This is a genomic window from Leclercia sp. 119287, from assembly GCF_009734485.1.
In the GTDB taxonomy this organism is placed as follows: Bacteria; Pseudomonadota; Gammaproteobacteria; order Enterobacterales; family Enterobacteriaceae; genus Enterobacter; species Enterobacter adecarboxylatus_C.
Map to the genome: position 1 here is coordinate 3,650,193 of NZ_CP046445.1, position 15,734 is coordinate 3,665,926.

Sequence of the window (15,734 nt, forward strand, 5' to 3'; positions counted from 1 at the left end):
TGTTATGGTCTGAGGTTATAAGGGTCAGGAGAAGGAGCCGGTACCGCGGGTGATGGTTAATGTTGGAGCGGCAATACGCTTACTTGCCGTCCCGGTTCCACTAACCGTTATATTGCCTGTAATGACGTTGGCCGTGAGGTTACGTACAGCGTGACGCACGGCTATCCATAGTCCTCCAGTCCCGGACGGCACGCTGATAGCTCCCATGTCACGGACATTACCGTTGATGTTGAGGGTGATGGCGACCGTCGTGGTGCCAGATGTAGAAGACACAAATACCATGGCTTCAAGCAAGGCAGATTTATCCAGCGGTGAAGAGGAGGAATCAGTAAAGGTTATTGAACTTGAAGCTGTGCCTGCACCTGAAACAGCAGCGTCCGGCGCAATGCCCACGTTCGCCACGTCCCCAATAAAAGACGTCGCCTCGACCGTACCCCTGAAGCTCCCGCTGGTTGCCTCGACTTTTCCTTTAAAACTCCCGTCAGTGGCATAAATGGTCCCGCGAACAGTAACGTTGTTAAACACTGCATAACCGGATTTATTGATGTGCCAGCCGACATTTCCCGTTCCGTCCCAGGTACTGGACTGGATGTAATTGCCGATCTTGCCGTTGTCGATGGATCCGTCCTGGATGAATACCGATCGCAAAAACATCTGCCCGCCGGTAGCCGCAAACACCAGCTCCTGCCCGGTAGTAGTCGGGTTATACACCGCGAACGTATCGGCGCTGACAAGGAAATTAGAGGAGCCTGTGGCATCAATGCCCAGCTGGATACCCGCGATGCGCTTGATGCCGTTCGCCTCCACCTGGACTTTAACGCCCCACTGGGCCGAGAGCTTGCCGTTGATGTCAGCAACAGCCTGGCTGGTCGTCTGGACATTGGCGTTGGTATCACCGATCGCAGCCGTGACCTGCTGAATGCTGGTCGCCGTTGCGCTCTCCAGATCCGCAACCGTCCGATCAATTCGTGTAATCGCGGCAGCGTTGGTCTGTCCATTGGTTTCAACCGTGGCCTTAAGCGTGGTGACCTGCTCCGCAACGGCGCTTGTGGCGTCTGCAGAGGTCTTCCTGACGTAGGTGATCTCAGCCATCGCTTTCATGTCGGCTACAGCAAACGTGACACGCTGATCCGAGAATGCGGTGAAGTTGGCAAGCGCGTTGGTGATGTTACCGATGATGCCTGCGTCACGGCTTGCGGTATTGCCATCCACATCAACTTTCAACGTATCGATGCGGCGACCCAGCGCGCTGTCACCATCCGTACGGGCCGTGGTTTCAGAGCTGATGTCCGCCGTGTTCTGGTCAGTGGTGGCCTTCACCGCAGCCAGCGCGGTGGTCTGCGCCTTGTTGTTATCAGCGACGGCTTTATCTATGCGCGTGATATCGCCGGTATTTTTCCCGACGGTGGTCTGCAGGCCCGACAGCGTGGTGGCCTGCGCCTCCTGCTCCGTCGTCAGCGTTGCCAGTTCCTGCGTCACGCTGGCTTTGTTGGCGTTAACGGTTGATTCCAGCTGAGTTCGCGCTGTCACCTCCGCTTCCTGCGCGGTGATACGCGCCTGGCGTTCGGTGTACAGCAGACCCGATGCCAGTTTTGACGGGTCGTCACCGGTATAGCCGCCCCGGAGCTGCGTCGCCAGTGTCTCGCGCGCCGTGGTTTCCGCCTGGTCACCCGATACGCGCGCCGCCGTTTCCTGCTGCAGCGCCGCCATCCCGGCTCCCGGCGTTGGCCGCCCAATCGCCACCCAGTCAATCAGGAAATAGTTTGTCGCGTCCTGTTTACTGGAAAGGTCCAGCCGAATCTGGTTAATCGTCGTCTCGGCCAGCCAGGGGATATCGTCGCATTCCAGCGTGGCAACGCCGTCGGCGTTATACGCCGGTTCGGCCACCACGAAGCGGTTGGTTTCGTTGAAACTGGCCGCATTGCGCCAGCGGATTTCCCCCGCCCATGCAGGCGCTCCCACTTTCCTGATACGCAGCTTCAGAAAGCGATACGCAGCTGCTGTAATGCCCAGCGTCGCAGGAGAAGCAACGTATGGGTCCGATGCGTGGTTGGCAGGGCGCAACCAGCCGTTAACAATGGTTGGCGTGCCGTTGCCGGACCAGCCCTCCGCAGTCGAATCGAAGTACCAGATTTTGGCCGGATCGAACTGAGAACCGGTCCCCGCCGACACCTGCGCAATCTGCTGTGCCAGCGATTCGGTGGTGGTCTGAATCGTCTGGTTGACGTTGCTGATATCCGCGACGCGCTCGTTCTTCTCGGTCAGTAGCGCCTGGCCGCGGGCCGCTGCCTCGTCGGCGATGGCTTTCTTACGGTCCGTGATCTCCTTCGCCAGGCCCGCTTTGGTCGCCGCCGACTCTGTTGTGACTGTGCTGATGTCGTCGCGCGCTGACTGGATATCTTCACCCAGGTCCGCAATGTCCGACACGAGGTTTTTATAGCCCTCGGTCTGTTCAATCGTGTCGCCAATCATGTCGAGATAATCACCGGCGTTAGAGCTGGACTGACCTGCCGCCCATTCCGTCCAGTCGCCGGTGTTACCGATACGATCCACCAGCCGCGCACGGTACCACTGACTGACGCCCGCCAGCATCGGGCCATGCTGGTAATTCGTGGCCGGATACGGCACCAGCGCCAGTAATTGCGGGTTAGCCTTGTCTTCCGTGGTGGCGCGCTGAAGCTCGGTATATGCCGTATCACCTGATCCATCCGGGAAAGCCCAGGTGATATCGATAGCCCAGACGACATCGTCCGTGGCGGCCAGAGCCTGCGGCGTTCCCGGCCTGCCGTTTTTGCCCGTAAGATAGGTGGTGTCAGCATAACCCCACGGCGAGCTTGAATCCTGGGCGTTAAGCGCCCGCACCCGCACGTCATAACTCCCGGTGTAAATCCCCTGCACCGTAAATCCCTGGGCGCTGCTCACCGGGACGTTTATCCAGTCGCCATTATCCTTGCGCCATTGCGCCTGGTACCGGATAGCGCCTTCCACCCGATCCCAGGAAGCATTCATGGTGGCAACGGTAAGCCCCTGCTCGATGTGGTCGGTTTCGCTGAGGATGATGTTTTTCGGTGCCGGCAGAACATTTACCGGCGTGACGGTGACCGGCGCCGGGATAATGCGCACACCGTCATCGATATAGCGATATTTATTCGGGTCATGCTGAACCGCGGTGATCGTGAAACCACCGTTGCTGTCGTCGTTCGCCCGGATGGATGTCACACGAAAATACTGAATAGCCAGGTTGTCGCTGTCGATGGCCCACACTGCGCCGGACTCAGGCGGCAGCCTGAAGGGGGTCGTGACCGTCACCGTCTGTTTGTCCGCGCTGACGGACGCGATTGTCCGCGTCTGCGCCTTGCCGTCCGGCAGGTTGACCACCAGGCGATCGCCGGCTGCGTAATCAACGGGGCGATCAAGCGTGACGTTACGCCCGCTCACCGCCCGGATACGGCCGCCGTTCTGCCTGCCGGCACGGAACGGATCCGCGATACCGATAATTTCCGCAGGCAGGGGAATATAACCGTCCAGCCCCACGCCAAATGACACCGTTCCGTCGCGCGCATTAGACAGCAGTGCCCAGCGGCCCCGGCGGTGCGCCTCACTCTGGGATGTACAGCCGATCGCTGTCATCGACATCTGGTTAACCTTGTACCGTTTCACCAGGTCGGAATCATAGACACTCTCTGTGGTGTCGCTGTAGTGGTTCTGAGGATCCGACCAGGACACCAGCGCAGATGAGTAGCGGTTTTTGTAGCTGCCGCCGCCGTAGGTAAACAGTCCGTCGATCACGTTCGAGGCATGATAGGTAAAATCGACCTCATCCTGCGGCACATCCGCACGCACGTAAATCTGGTCGTTACCCCAGAAGGTAATCCCCCGGAATACAGCAGCCAGATCGCTGAGAACGGTGTAGGCATCCTGCTGGCTCTGGATATAAACGTTGCAGGTAAAGCGCGGCTCAGTACCGCCCGCCCCGTTCGACACCCGCTGGTCACAGTACTGCGCAATGGCATACAGCTCCCACTTATCGATCATGCCTGCATCGATGCGGGTACCCATGCCATAAATCTCATCCAGCACCAGATCGTAAAATATCCAGGCCGGGTTGTTGGTGTAGGCCATTTTGAAACCGCCCGACCAGGTGCCGCTGTAGGTCCGCGTAACCGGATTGTAAGAGTCCGGCACGCGTACCAGTTTGCCCTTCGGCCTGCAGGTCACCTTCGGCGCGCCACTGGTAAACTGGCTGGCATCGACCTCGATGTACAGCTGCGCTGTATTGGGATAGCGTAACTTGCTGTCGATCACCTCAGCGAACGAGAACACCCTGAAGGCGTTTATCAGTTTTGAGTTACCCACGGAATCAGGCGTGATGCGACGCACCCGCACAGCCCAGCCGGTAGTGGCCGCTGGCAGGTCAATGCGGATATCGCGCTGGTATTCCGTGGTTGTCTTTCCGTCGAATTTGCCGTTAACCACCGTCTGCCAGGCAGCACCATCAGTCGAGAGATCGACGGCGTACTCCGTGACCGTGCCGACCATATCGCCGTTGTCTTTATAGGTGTACTGTACGGGCAGGCTCAGCTTAATACGCACGGCATCCAGCATCAGGTTAGAGAACTGGCGTGTCCATGGCGCGGTGGTGGTGACTGTCACGTTTGCCGACATTTCGTTGTCGACCTCTGGCAATCCCTGAATATAGGTCTGATCCTGGGTACCCTGGCGAAAATCCCACTTCACGCCGGTGAAATTGTAGCTGCCGTCGGCGTTCGCCAGCGGAGTGTCGTTGAGGAAGATGTTCTGCGCCGTCAGTTCGCCCTGGATTTCACCTTCAGCAATCGCCAGCAGCATTTTTAATTTTGCTGTCGACAGCAGGTCATCCGGATCCTCAACAGGAGTGTGCTGTTTAGCGCCACCGCCTTTACGTCCCTGAATAAGGGTTTCATCTTCGAGAAGTCGCATATTTCACCCATAAAAAAAGCCACCCGGAGGTGGCCTGTAGCTGACAATAAAATTTACTGCTGGTCGCTGGAGAAGATCCCCGCGCTGATGACTGCCCCGCCGATCTCGCGCTCACCAAAAAGAACGGGGACCGGATAACCCACAGCCACGGTGTTCACCGGCGCGCCAAAGGCGTAGTTGGGTTTGTTGTCCGTACTGGAGGAAGCGCCGACGTTGTATTTTGGCTGGGGTGTCAGCATCTGCACTACGCCGCCAAGCGACATAGACAGACCGATCCCCGCAAGGGCCGTAGACGAGGCAGTTACTGCTGCAGCGCTGATTCCGTTTGCAGCAGCCCACGCAGAAAAAGAAGCACCCGCGGTAAAATACGCGGCCACGAGCGCCACTGCCCCGATAACGATCTGCAGCACGCCGCCGCGCTTTGCGCCCTCGGTAATGGCTGAAATACGATAAACAGCACCGCCGCGGGTCATGTCGAACTCGTCGAGGCCGATGTTGTTTTTTCCATTGAAGAAGGCAAAGCGGATCCCCTGCATATGCCCTTCTGACAGGTAGCGTTTAAAACCGGGAACCTGGCTGCACATGGCGCGCAGCATCTCGCGCAGATCCTCAACGTGAAATTTGTGCTCGCGGCCGAATTTTTTCGCCATGCGGCCTTCAAGAATCAGTGTCTTCAGCATTCATCAACTCCCTGTGCCGGACCACACGAACGGTGCGGTCGCGGTAATACTTGCCGTACGGCACCCGGGCAGACAGGCTGCCGAAATTATGGTGCAGCATGATATTGTACTGGTGCTCGTGGTGACCGAGGTAAACGGCCGCGTGGTTGGTTACCTGAGCCTGTACGCGCATCATGATCATATCGCCGGGACGCATATCAGCCGGGTCCACCTGGATAAAGCCTTCTGTCTCCCAGTTATCGTCGTAGCGATTTTCGCCGTGCTCCCACCATTCGTACGGTACCGAGTAATCACCGAGGGTAATACCATGCTCACGCTGGTACCACTCCCGGATCAGTGCCCAGCAGTCGGCAAAACCCAGCACCCAGCGCCGCCCGGCGTAGTCCCGGTCCTCACGTGGCGCCAGCGTGCAGAAGTCCCCGTCCGGCCAGCTCATGATGCCCCACTCCACCCCGGACCAGTCGCACTGCACCCTGTCCATTTCGGAGGGCACAAGCTGCACCACATCCGGATGGGAGTGGATAACCATAATGATTTCACCCCGCTCCGACGCGGCGAGCTTATCCTCCGGCGAGATTGTGAAGGCCTCAGTGGGCATTGCTGAAATATTCCGGCATGGAATGTACTGCTGCGCCTGCCCGGCCTGCACCACCACGCCGCAGGCCTCTTTCGGATATTCCGCGCAGACGTGGGCGCGGATCGCATCCATCAGTTTTTTTCGCATGGTTATTTACCCTGTAGGTTTGCCGCCGGGAAGCCGCCAAACGGCAGCGGGTTGCCGGCCCCGAACCGCGCTTCGCAGTCCGGCATCAGGCCGCCGCACATATCCAGCGCCGGGTTATCGGTGGGAGTGCCGTCCTTGAGAAAATAACGGTTCCCGTTGTAGTCACACCCGGTACCGGTGCGGTACCAGCCGCGCGTGCACCAGGTGCAGACCGGCGTGATCTGACGGGTGGGCAACTGCAGGTTCTGGATGTCAAAGGGTGAGCAGAGTTCAAAGTCGACCTGCACCCGCGTTTCAGCTGTTTTGGCGTTAACGTAAAAAAGCTGCACGCGCTCGTCCGCCGGGCTGGCGTTCGGGTTGCCGGCTGTCCAGTTGGCTGCGTCGAGGTATTTCGCCAGCGTGGTGTGGATCTTCACCTTTGCCCTCGCCAGATCGTCATACTCGAGGCACAGCGCCGTCACATAGTTGCCGACGTTCGACACGGAAAGCGTGGGTGTGGGCTGCGCCCCGGTGCTGGACAGCTCCAGACCTTTCAGCTCGTAAGGGTAAGGGTCGTACTGCTGACCCTGCCAGATAATGGCAGGGAGGTTGTCAGCCGCGAATGCAGCCCAGCCTGCAGTAGCAATATTGTGGGCATGGAAGCGCAAAATGGTATCCATGCCAAATTCGGTGCCGTCGATCTCGATGAGCTGTATCAGTTCACCCGGTTCCAGTTTCTGTACGTCGTTCGTAAAGCTCATATTCAGCCCATAAAAAAAGGCCGCGCAAGCGGCCCTGGAAAAGGAGGAATAACTAAGGCCCGAAGGCCTGCTCAAACACAAATGACAGTTCTACAAAGCCACCGTGGGGAAAAGTTGGGCTGACAGAATCAGCTTTAACCCGGTATAGCTTCTGCTCGCCCCACGGGTTTACCCACCAGAACGATTTGATCACATGGCTCAGAAGGAAATCGCGCACTTTCTTCATCGTCGCCACATCGCCATTGCATGCCAGATTCCAGGTTTCGGCATCAGAGTTGATCCCATTGCCAGCCACCTGCTTATAGCCGTCGCCAAACTGCGCCTGAAGCGTGGCCACAGTATTTGCTCCAGTGGGCCCTATGCGGACGCACCATGTAAAAGTGTCGATTGCCATATTGCTCCTTAGCGGCGATAGAGGATGCCGCCTGGCGATATTTCTTTCCTCAGGCGATCGGTAAGGGTTTGCTGGACAATACCTTCGAGCTGTCGTGCGGTACTGGCGGTATTGGCGGTATTGGCGTTACTGATTTCACCTGCAGAACCATCCTGGGTAATGTTGACCGGGGCGTGAACATTGATGACTGTATTGCCATAACCTGTTGCATTATTCACGCCTGAAGATACAGCCCGCACACCCAGCGACCCATCAGCGGCACGGGTCAGCGGCATGATCGCCTCCGGCCCCGCCTCGCCCATGACACCCGCTCCTTTAGCAAAGGCGAAGAATGTCGGCGTATCCACAATGCTGTTACTGAACGCACTGAGAGAAGGAGAGTCGTATACTCCACCTTTAGCGTTGAATGTGAGCGAGCCCGCAGCGGCGGTATAAGCCCCCGATGGTGTTGCGCCAGCAGCGGCACCTCCGCCAAACGCTCCCGCCACGCTGCTGGCCAGTGTGCCCAGAATCCCCGAGGAAGAAGAGCCGCCCAACGCGCTTACTGCTGCCATCTGCAGGCTGACCTTCGCGATCATCTCCATTGCAGACAGGCCCCACTCTTTCCAGTCTGCTTTTCCGCGAACAAGCATAGAAGCTACGTTACCCAGAGCGCTGTCCATAGTAGAGGTAATACCCTGTGAAACCGTGCCCGCGATATTGCTGACATTATCCATCCAGTCAGCAAGACCCGCACTGACGCCAGCCCGCCAGTCCAGTTCGCTGGCTTTAGCCTGTTGATATTTTTTATCAAGCGTATCGAGCGCCGAAGCGCGGGCAGCTACAGCCTCTGCACCTTTATCCGTTTTATCAAAGACTCGCTCTACTTCCTGCCGTTCACGGTAGTGATCCTGATCACGACTCCCCATCCCTGATGTTTTAGCATTCAGTACTGTTTCATCCTGATACCGGCGTGCAGCGTCTTTGAGATCCTTAAGCGCGTCGGTCATCTCACGGTGTTTGCGTACCGCCTCGTCGGCTTTTTGTGACCACTGGGCCAGCGCCACAGCGCCAGCTTCAATGGATTTGCGCTGCTCTTCGCTCCACTTGGTGCCGCTTTCATGAGACGCGGCAAATAATTCGGCAGCCTGCTCGCCCTGAGTAGCACGAACTTTTTGTACTTCGGTAGCAATGCTCAGATCAGCCATTTTTCTGCTGTACTGCTCGGCTGTTTGCGCTGCCTCACGAGCGGCCTTGCCTGCATCTCGTGTAGCATCTGCCTGAGACCTTTGAGCGTCAGCAACTCGCTGCGCATTGTTGTACTCTGCTTCGGCCGCCTTTACATAATCCGCAGCATATGTAGAGTTTTCAGGGCCGGTGCGGCCCATTTTTTCAAGGTCAAATTGCGCCTGCTTGCGGATCCTGGCAAGACCGGTTAATCCAGCAAGCTCTGCCTGCTGCTGCTTTTGAATGAGGCTTTGCTGATCCTGGGTAGACACAGGTGCCTGAGGGAGGCGCATAGGGGCATTGACCAGCGCGCCTCTTGAAGAGAGAAGCTGATTACCAAGCGAAAGCAGTCTGTTTAGCTCAGAATGCTGACCATTCATCATCAGCAACGATTGATATGCCTGGTTTTGCTTCCACGCCTGCTCGCGAAGCTGATCGGTCCTGCGACGTTCAATTTCTGCTAACGCCTGCTGGATAATCCGCGCCTGCTCCCGCAAGTTATTGAGCTTATCTTCCTCAACAGCTAAATCACCCGTAACAATAGTAATGGCACGCACTATATTGAGGTCATTTTCTCCGGTTATTCCGGGCTTACCTCTTGATGTATTGAGATCACGAACCTGTTTTTCTTTTTGTGTAATTTTCTTGTGCTGTTCAGCAATCTGGCGGTCTATCTCAGCCAGAGACTCAACTGTTTTTTTACGATTTTCCTCAACATCAGGGAGAGACATGGTTGAGGTTTTTTCTCTGATCTGATCTATCTGCTTGGCGTACTCTTGCGCAGACTGGCGAGCCTGCTCCTGACTTTGATACAAGGCATACCATGCGCCTGCACCAAGCATGACGAGACCAGGCACTCCGCCAATTAATCCCATCGCCCCGCCCATTAGCCGGGTGCCGACAGAAGTAACGCTATTTAAGTTGTTTTGTGCGGTGATTCTACCGTCAAGATTACGTTTTAGTGCAGCCTGAGCGGATGCCAGCCTTCTCTCCGCGGCAGCCTGTACGTCCGCATTCTTTGCGGCAGCCAATCCCGATTGGGCTCTTTCCAGCGCAGCACGTGCCCTCACCTTTTCTGTGGCAGTTCCGCTGGCCAGTGCTGCGGTCAGGCGAGCCTGTGCAGCAGTAACTTTTGCTTCTGCGACAGCAATCTTTTCCTGCTGAGCAGCCTGAATATCAGCCCCGCGGGCAGACTGCAGCGCCTGCTGTGCCCGATAAACATCGGCGCGAGAGGCTGCAACCGATGATTGTGCTGCTCTTTCTTGCGCTACGGCTAACGCAACTTCAGCTTTTGCTGCGGATATCAACGAAGCTGTAGCACCAGTAGCACTCGTGACAATGCCACTAAGATATTTCGCCAGGCCAATACCTACCAGACCAGTGGCAGCAGTAGTAACAAGCGTCATATTATTGGCAACGTCATCCAGCGCGCCGCTTACAGCTGAACGTGACAGACCATCAAGAAAACCAGCGAGACCATCTAACCCACCAGACAATGCTGCCGTTGCACCAGTTGCCTGATTTACTCCTCCAACCCATGCCATAAAGGAGTTCGTTACCCTCTGCATCGAACCGGAGACAGTTTGCGGCATTGAACTAAATTCACCGCGCAACGTTTCGAGCTGACTAACGATCGCAGGAACAACCTTATCAATGGTCAGCTGACCCTGATCGGCCATCGCTTTTAGATCTTTTCTAGCTACGCCCATACCAGCAGCCAGCGCCCTGACAACGCGATCGCCTGATTCATTGACGGCGTTGAACTCTTCACCACGCAATACACCCTGCGCCAGCGCCTGACTAAACTGAGTAATTACGGATCCGGACTCCTCTGCACTGGCTCCTGAAATCTTCAGCCCAGTAGAAACTGCCTCGGTTACCCTCAAAACATCCGCCGAGTCGTAACCAAATTCCCGCATAGATGCCGCAGCGCGTGAAAAGAGATTGGCGTTATCAGAAAACGCGGTCCCGGTTCGTTGGCTAATCTGCATGAGCTGCAACTGAGAGTTAGTGAAGTCATCAGTCGAGCTGGATGCCTGTTTCAAACGGGCATTAACTGAGGTCCATTCGTCGGCGATCTGAACTAATTTTCCTGTCGCGAATGCAGCACCAGCTGCAGCTGCGGCCCTGCCTGCGCTAGCGAAGCCATCTGTTAGCTCCGCTAAAGCCTTTTCGCCTTCCTTTGCGGACGCTGCAGCTTGCCTGCTACCATTCTGCATGGTGCGGTAGTAATCCGAACCCATGCGCGAGGCACGAGCAATCTCAGATTGGAAAGATTGAGAGTTTGCGGATATTTTGATTATTAGCTCGCGTAGAGCAGCCATCTCTTGCACCTTCTGATAGAGAATTTTTTAACATTCAGTCCGTAGCAGGAAGCGGGAAACAGGACATTTTTAACGTATTTCTGGAGATATTGATGCTAAGTTTGAATTTTGAAGTTCCAGGACACCCGGAAGATTATTATGAAATTAAAGAAAGAGATGATGGATTATTAATTTATAAACCGATTCGTTCTAGAATCAGAGCGCTTGCCAAAACACAATGTGACTATTTTGATTATATATCCTCAATAGGTGAGAACACCCATATAGCAACTTTGGAAAGTAATGACGCCATTAATGATTTTTTTGAAAACGAACCGGAAGAAGCTCAGATTTCTATCTATAATACCCTCGCTGAAGAGTTTGACGTGATTACAGCAACCATTAATGAGAAAACTGCGGAAATTAACAAAGAAAACCAAAGCACAGAGCAGGCCGCAGAAAATATAGGCAAAATGATAGGTGCTATAATTTTGGTTGGCTTCGTCATTTTTATTTTTTCTCAGCTAACGTAAAAGATTGGATCGATTAATTGGCAACTAGCCAGCCAGCCCCGCAAAGAACCCCTCCAGCCCGGCACTGCTATTTTCCTGTTCGGGCATATTCCACTGGAGAATCAAATCCTCCATACTGACCTTCGCACCCTGCGAGTTAAGCACGGCAGCGGAAATCTGCGCCGCCTGAATATCGCCGCGCCGATCGCTAATGGGATTGATGCGGTCAAACTCGATCCACATGCGCAGCTCCCTGGCCGTCAGGGTTTGCTTAAGCTCATCGAGCGTACGCCCCATGCGGAGCGCCAGCGTCATAAGGAAGAATGTACCGGGCTGGCTTACGGCTTTTCCACCTCGGCCGCCGAAGTGGTCAGGTCGAGCGCCTGCTTGAGAAGACGGGAATGCACCGGGCCGTAAAACTGTTCGACCTGCGGCTTATCCTCTTCGCTGAAGACCTGCGTGCCATCCTCCTCCAGCAGCACGTCAATAAACAGCACCACATCAGCGCTCTTGTTACGCAGTGCGCGCTCTGCTGCTGTCAACTCTTCTGGTTCGCCTTCTCCCTGCTTCGGGTTGAGCACCTGCTGCCATTCAAGCCAGGCCTGCGCTGATGGCTCACGCAGTTTTACCCTGGCGTTTTCCCACTCCGGAACGGTGACGGTTTTAGTACGGAAGCCTGCCATCGGCGCCAGCGCGAGCGAGCGAAGTGAATTCTGTGAAATCTTATTGTCCATTTCATTGTTCTCGTTTCGATTTCAGGAAAAGCGGCTTTCGCCGCTGTTATCAGCCTGCAGAGGGTGCAGGCACGATCGGGACGGGTTTGCCTTTGATGCGCAGCGTAAACGATGCGGTCACCACCCCTGCGGTGCCCAGGCTCCAGCTGTTCTGCCGCACCTCAGCCAGAAACGCGTAACCGTTTCCGGACGGGAAGATCACCTGAAACGCGTGCAGCGCGTCAGTGTCGTAAGCGGCGCGTAGTGTGTTCTGCCCCTCTTCATCAGCAGACCAGTTACCGGAAACCGTCATTTCACCTGGCGCGGCCAGGCCATTGGTCATCTCCTGCTCGGTAGAACAAAGCGTGGTAGTGTCGATGTCTGACTTCTGCCCGCCGGTGTAGCTAAGTTCTTTGGTTGAGCAGTTGATGGATTGCCAGGTGGCACCGGTTGGGTTTGGTTCGGTTGCAGGATTTTCCGAAATATTAATTTTCGTACCCTGTGTTTTTTCATACTTAGAGGACATGGAGATCTCCGGATGTAAAAAAGCCGCCAGGAGGCGGCAGAGTTAATATGAAGTATGGCGTTATTGCCAGATCTGAACTTCAAGCGTTGCCCGGTAAAGTCCGGTGTCAGGCTCGTAGCCGTTGATCTCGTTCAGTCCGACAGGATGCAGATCGGCCAGAGCAGCTTTAGCCTGATCACGCAGCTCCCGGGCATCATCAATTGACGAGGCCCAGGCATCGATCTGAACCGTGCAGGCTGTTTCTGCCGGTCCGCAGAAAGCATCCTCACTGGCTGAGGAAGGCAACAGGTAGATCACCCACGGTGCGGATGTTCCCTGTGGCGCCACGTACGGAAACACGTTGCCACCTGCCAGCGCGCTGAGTCGGAGATAGATATCGGCTTCTGTCATTTCGACAGTACCTCGTCGATAGCCTGATTCATTCGCGCCAGCGCCGCCTGCGTAGCTTCCTCCTGCCGGGTGTCAAACGCCGGGCGAACAAACGGGTGCGCTGGCATGTTCGATGTACCGAGCTCCACAAACCGCCAGTAAAACGCGTTGCGTGGATTGTCGGCCTTCATTGTATTATCGCTGTTGCCAGTGTCCGGATTGACTCCCCGGATATGTACGCCGGAAGTGATTTCGCCGCGGCGGCGTCCTTTCTGGGTCACCACCACCACATTTTTTTTCATTTTGCCGGTTTTGACTGGCGCGAGATTCTCTACTTCTTCTTTCAGAACCTGAGCGCCAGCCCGGGTGGCATCACGCAAAACCTTGTTATTTTCTGCCCGGCTGAGCGTTTCCAGATCCTTAGCGATGTCGGCCAGGCCGGAGAAATCAAGACTCGTTGAGATCACTGCTTCACCCCCTTCTCACAAAGCAACTCCAGGCGGGTCCCGTTTTCGGCAGAGATAGCCGATTTGATGTCGTATATCTCGCCGTTACCGGTTGGCGGCAGGTGAACGACCCTCCAGCCAGCAGATACGGGAATGGACGGATAGCGCCGCATCCAAATCCGGGTAGTGGTGCTGCTTATCTCGGCTCCGCCATCTATCATCTCCCGCCCGGAGACGTCCGCCACCTCAGCGCGGACTGAAGTTACATCCACCCAGCCAGTGGCAGGCTGCCCCGAAGGCAGGCGCCCTGATGCTGGCTTTTGTAACGTAACCCTGTGTCGCAGTCGCCCCGCTCTCATACGCCATATATCCGGTAGGGTTGAAGAAGCGCTTCTGTTGAGAACGCAAGCGCAGAAGTTACGTTACCTACGTTTACAGCTTCACGGTTTGCGTACCAGTGACCGATAAGCAGAAGCATAGCCATTTCGATGTCTTCGCCATAAAGCAACCGATCAGGGTCAACGAGATAGTCAGGATCATCGGCAGTGTCATAAAGCCGACGGCGGGTCCATGTTTCGACGTACCGCGCCGCAGCTTTAATACTGGTGTCGATCCAGATATCGTCTTCCGTGAAATCCTGCTCAATGTTGCAGTGGCGCTTAACCTGCTCTTTGGTCAGCATGCCCACTCCTTATTTGGTCTTGCCATTCCCTTTCGGCTTTTGGTCTTTATCAGGATCCGGCTTTTTCTCGCCAGGCTCCTGAGCGTAACCGCTGGCCAGAAGGTCGCGGCCGTGTTGCTCCAGCGTTTCGAACTCCGTGCCTTCGGTAAGCACGTTGCCTTCAAAGTAGATGGGCTTGATAGCGATCAGCTTCATGGCTGTCTCCTTAAAGGAAAAAAGAAAAGCGGCCCGCAGGCCGCCGTTAAGGATTACGCACCGCCACCTGCAGCAGGCGCAGTGAAGGCTCCGTAGATGAATGCTTCCGGGCGTTTCACCGCCAGCGCCAGGCGCTCTTCGCAACGAATCGAGATCATGTTTTTCTCGAAGTCGTCGGCGTTCTCAGTGGAGATCACAACGTTGGCATCTTCACGGTCGAACAGCTGGGCCGCGGCGTTAAACGCTCCAGTCAGGAACTTGCCCTGGAATGCTGCGGCCTCAGTGGCCACAACCGGCAGGCCCCAGAGAGTAGGGCCGGTCAGCGCCGCCGGGTTCGCCAGAATGTAGCGACCCAGCGTGTCTTTGGTGAGCTCAATCTTCGCCCAGTCAATGAAGTGCAGGACGTGGCCGGAAGCCGGGAAGCGTGCCAGCTGCGCCTGAAGCATCGCAAGACGGAGATCGTCAATACCGTTCTGCTGCTCAACCGTAAAGGCAGCGTCGTATGCCGAAGCCTGCGGGACGATGCCTTTCAGATGCGCGCCGGTACCGTCGCCAAAGAGAATTTCCTGTTCTTCCACATACTTCAGGCCGTAACGCATCTCAGCGTCGATGGTGGACTGCAGCTGAGCGAAATCGTCCAGGATCTGCTTGGACGCTTTGAACATGTGCGCGATGGTGGTCACCGGGGTGATCTGCGTGGCGAACTGGATATCGCTGTACGGCTTGGCGGTACCTTCAGGCACAACCTTCGCCGCATTTGTGAATCCGGTCTGCTGCACCCAAAAGATGGCCGGCGCAGAAGTGCGGCCTGGCGCAATCAGATCCCGAATGAAAAGGCGCTGCTTCGGCGCGGTATCAATTCCCGGCAGGCGCTGCGGCTCAACCACACCCGTTGCCACATCAGTGGAAATCAGCGCAGCATTCACCGGAACGCTGACGCGCTTCCCGCCTTCAACGCTTGCCGCGAACGCTTTCAGCGCTTCACTGCTGATAACGGTCTGTCCAACGGTCTCGATAATTTTTGCAGCGCTGGCCAGTGGCATCTGAGCTACCTGCTGCTCAATTTCGCCTACTGAAGATTTCAGCGACTTCAGCGCATCGTTCAGCGCATTGTGTTCAGTGGCAATTTTATCCACGGCCTCTTTGGTCTGCGCAGACAGCTGACCAGAGCTTTTAGCCTCCTTCAGCGCGTCCTCGGCCTTCTGGCTGAAAGTGCCGGAAACTTCTTCCAGCTTCGCGGAGACTTTTTTCAGTAATTCGTTAACTTCAGACATGGTCTTTCCTT

Annotated in this window: 16 protein-coding genes and 1 pseudogene; 1 reads left to right on the forward strand and 16 read right to left on the reverse strand. The window is 55.9% G+C overall.

Annotation, left to right across the window (positions count from 1 at the left end; translation table 11 throughout):
* Window positions 1-24 precede the first annotated feature (24 nt).
* The 7 genes and pseudogenes from GNG27_RS23915 to GNG27_RS17565 all read right to left on the reverse strand — a co-directional run bounded on the left by GNG27_RS23915 (window position 25) and on the right by GNG27_RS17565 (window position 11,027).
* Window positions 25-2,472: a DUF1983 domain-containing protein gene (locus GNG27_RS23915; protein WP_370462899.1), complete on the reverse strand. Its 2,448-nt coding sequence runs from the start codon at window positions 2,470-2,472 to the stop codon at window positions 25-27.
* Window positions 2,473-2,495: 23 nt separating this feature from the next.
* A pseudogene (locus GNG27_RS23775) lies at window positions 2,496-4,959 on the reverse strand (host specificity protein J); the annotation flags it as partial.
* A gap of 53 nt (window positions 4,960-5,012) precedes the next feature.
* A complete protein-coding gene (locus GNG27_RS17545) occupies window positions 5,013-5,639 on the reverse strand; it encodes a tail assembly protein (RefSeq protein WP_156264387.1) in 627 nt (208 codons plus the stop codon).
* Window positions 5,617-6,363: a C40 family peptidase gene (locus GNG27_RS17550; protein WP_156264388.1), complete on the reverse strand. Its 747-nt coding sequence runs from the start codon at window positions 6,361-6,363 to the stop codon at window positions 5,617-5,619. Before GNG27_RS17550 ends, GNG27_RS17545 begins: the two co-directional genes overlap by 23 nt.
* A 2-nt stretch (window positions 6,364-6,365) precedes the next feature.
* Window positions 6,366-7,103 (reverse strand): phage minor tail protein L, encoded by a 738-nt coding sequence (locus tag GNG27_RS17555; protein WP_156264389.1) that lies wholly within the window; start codon window positions 7,101-7,103, stop codon window positions 6,366-6,368.
* A gap of 52 nt (window positions 7,104-7,155) precedes the next feature.
* A complete protein-coding gene (locus GNG27_RS17560) occupies window positions 7,156-7,497 on the reverse strand; it encodes a phage tail protein (RefSeq protein ID WP_156264390.1) in 342 nt (113 codons plus the stop codon).
* An 8-nt stretch (window positions 7,498-7,505) separates the two neighbouring features.
* The gene (locus GNG27_RS17565) at window positions 7,506-11,027 is read right to left on the reverse strand and encodes a phage tail tape measure protein (protein WP_156264391.1); all 3,522 of its coding nucleotides are present in this window, start codon (window positions 11,025-11,027) and stop codon (window positions 7,506-7,508) included.
* A gap of 92 nt (window positions 11,028-11,119) precedes the next feature.
* Between GNG27_RS17565 and GNG27_RS17570 the strand changes: the two genes are divergently transcribed.
* Window positions 11,120-11,539, forward strand: a complete 420-nt coding sequence (locus tag GNG27_RS17570) for a hypothetical protein (protein ID WP_156264392.1) — start codon at window positions 11,120-11,122, stop codon at window positions 11,537-11,539.
* A gap of 24 nt (window positions 11,540-11,563) precedes the next feature.
* Here GNG27_RS17570 and GNG27_RS17575 read toward each other — a convergent pair whose 3' ends face one another.
* From GNG27_RS17575 to GNG27_RS17615, 9 genes are read right to left on the reverse strand one after another with little or no spacing between them, the layout of a single operon-like run.
* Window positions 11,564-11,833, reverse strand: coding sequence for a DUF4035 domain-containing protein (locus tag GNG27_RS17575; RefSeq protein WP_156264393.1), 270 nt, complete (start codon window positions 11,831-11,833; stop codon window positions 11,564-11,566).
* 23 nt (window positions 11,834-11,856) lie between these two features.
* Complete coding sequence (locus GNG27_RS17580; protein WP_156264394.1) at window positions 11,857-12,252, reverse strand: phage tail assembly chaperone; 396 nt, start codon at window positions 12,250-12,252, stop codon at window positions 11,857-11,859.
* 49 nt (window positions 12,253-12,301) lie between these two features.
* On the reverse strand, window positions 12,302-12,757 hold the full coding sequence (locus GNG27_RS17585) for a phage tail tube protein (protein WP_156264395.1): 456 nt from the start codon (window positions 12,755-12,757) through the stop codon (window positions 12,302-12,304).
* Window positions 12,758-12,817: 60 nt separating this feature from the next.
* Window positions 12,818-13,147, reverse strand: coding sequence for a DUF3168 domain-containing protein (locus GNG27_RS17590; protein WP_156264396.1), 330 nt, complete (start codon window positions 13,145-13,147; stop codon window positions 12,818-12,820).
* Complete coding sequence (locus GNG27_RS17595) at window positions 13,144-13,593, reverse strand: HK97-gp10 family putative phage morphogenesis protein (protein WP_156264397.1); 450 nt, start codon at window positions 13,591-13,593, stop codon at window positions 13,144-13,146. Before GNG27_RS17595 ends, GNG27_RS17590 begins: the two co-directional genes overlap by 4 nt.
* On the reverse strand, window positions 13,590-13,931 hold the full coding sequence (locus tag GNG27_RS17600) for a phage head closure protein (RefSeq protein WP_156264398.1): 342 nt from the start codon (window positions 13,929-13,931) through the stop codon (window positions 13,590-13,592). Before GNG27_RS17600 ends, GNG27_RS17595 begins: the two co-directional genes overlap by 4 nt.
* A complete protein-coding gene (locus GNG27_RS17605) occupies window positions 13,928-14,254 on the reverse strand; it encodes a head-tail connector protein (RefSeq protein ID WP_156264399.1) in 327 nt (108 codons plus the stop codon). The genes GNG27_RS17600 and GNG27_RS17605 overlap by 4 nt, the downstream gene beginning before the upstream one ends.
* A 9-nt stretch (window positions 14,255-14,263) precedes the next feature.
* Window positions 14,264-14,449, reverse strand: coding sequence for a hypothetical protein (locus GNG27_RS17610; RefSeq protein ID WP_156264400.1), 186 nt, complete (start codon window positions 14,447-14,449; stop codon window positions 14,264-14,266).
* 53 nt (window positions 14,450-14,502) lie between these two features.
* Window positions 14,503-15,723 (reverse strand): phage major capsid protein, encoded by a 1,221-nt coding sequence (locus GNG27_RS17615; RefSeq protein ID WP_032617624.1) that lies wholly within the window; start codon window positions 15,721-15,723, stop codon window positions 14,503-14,505.
* Window positions 15,724-15,734 lie beyond the last annotated feature (11 nt).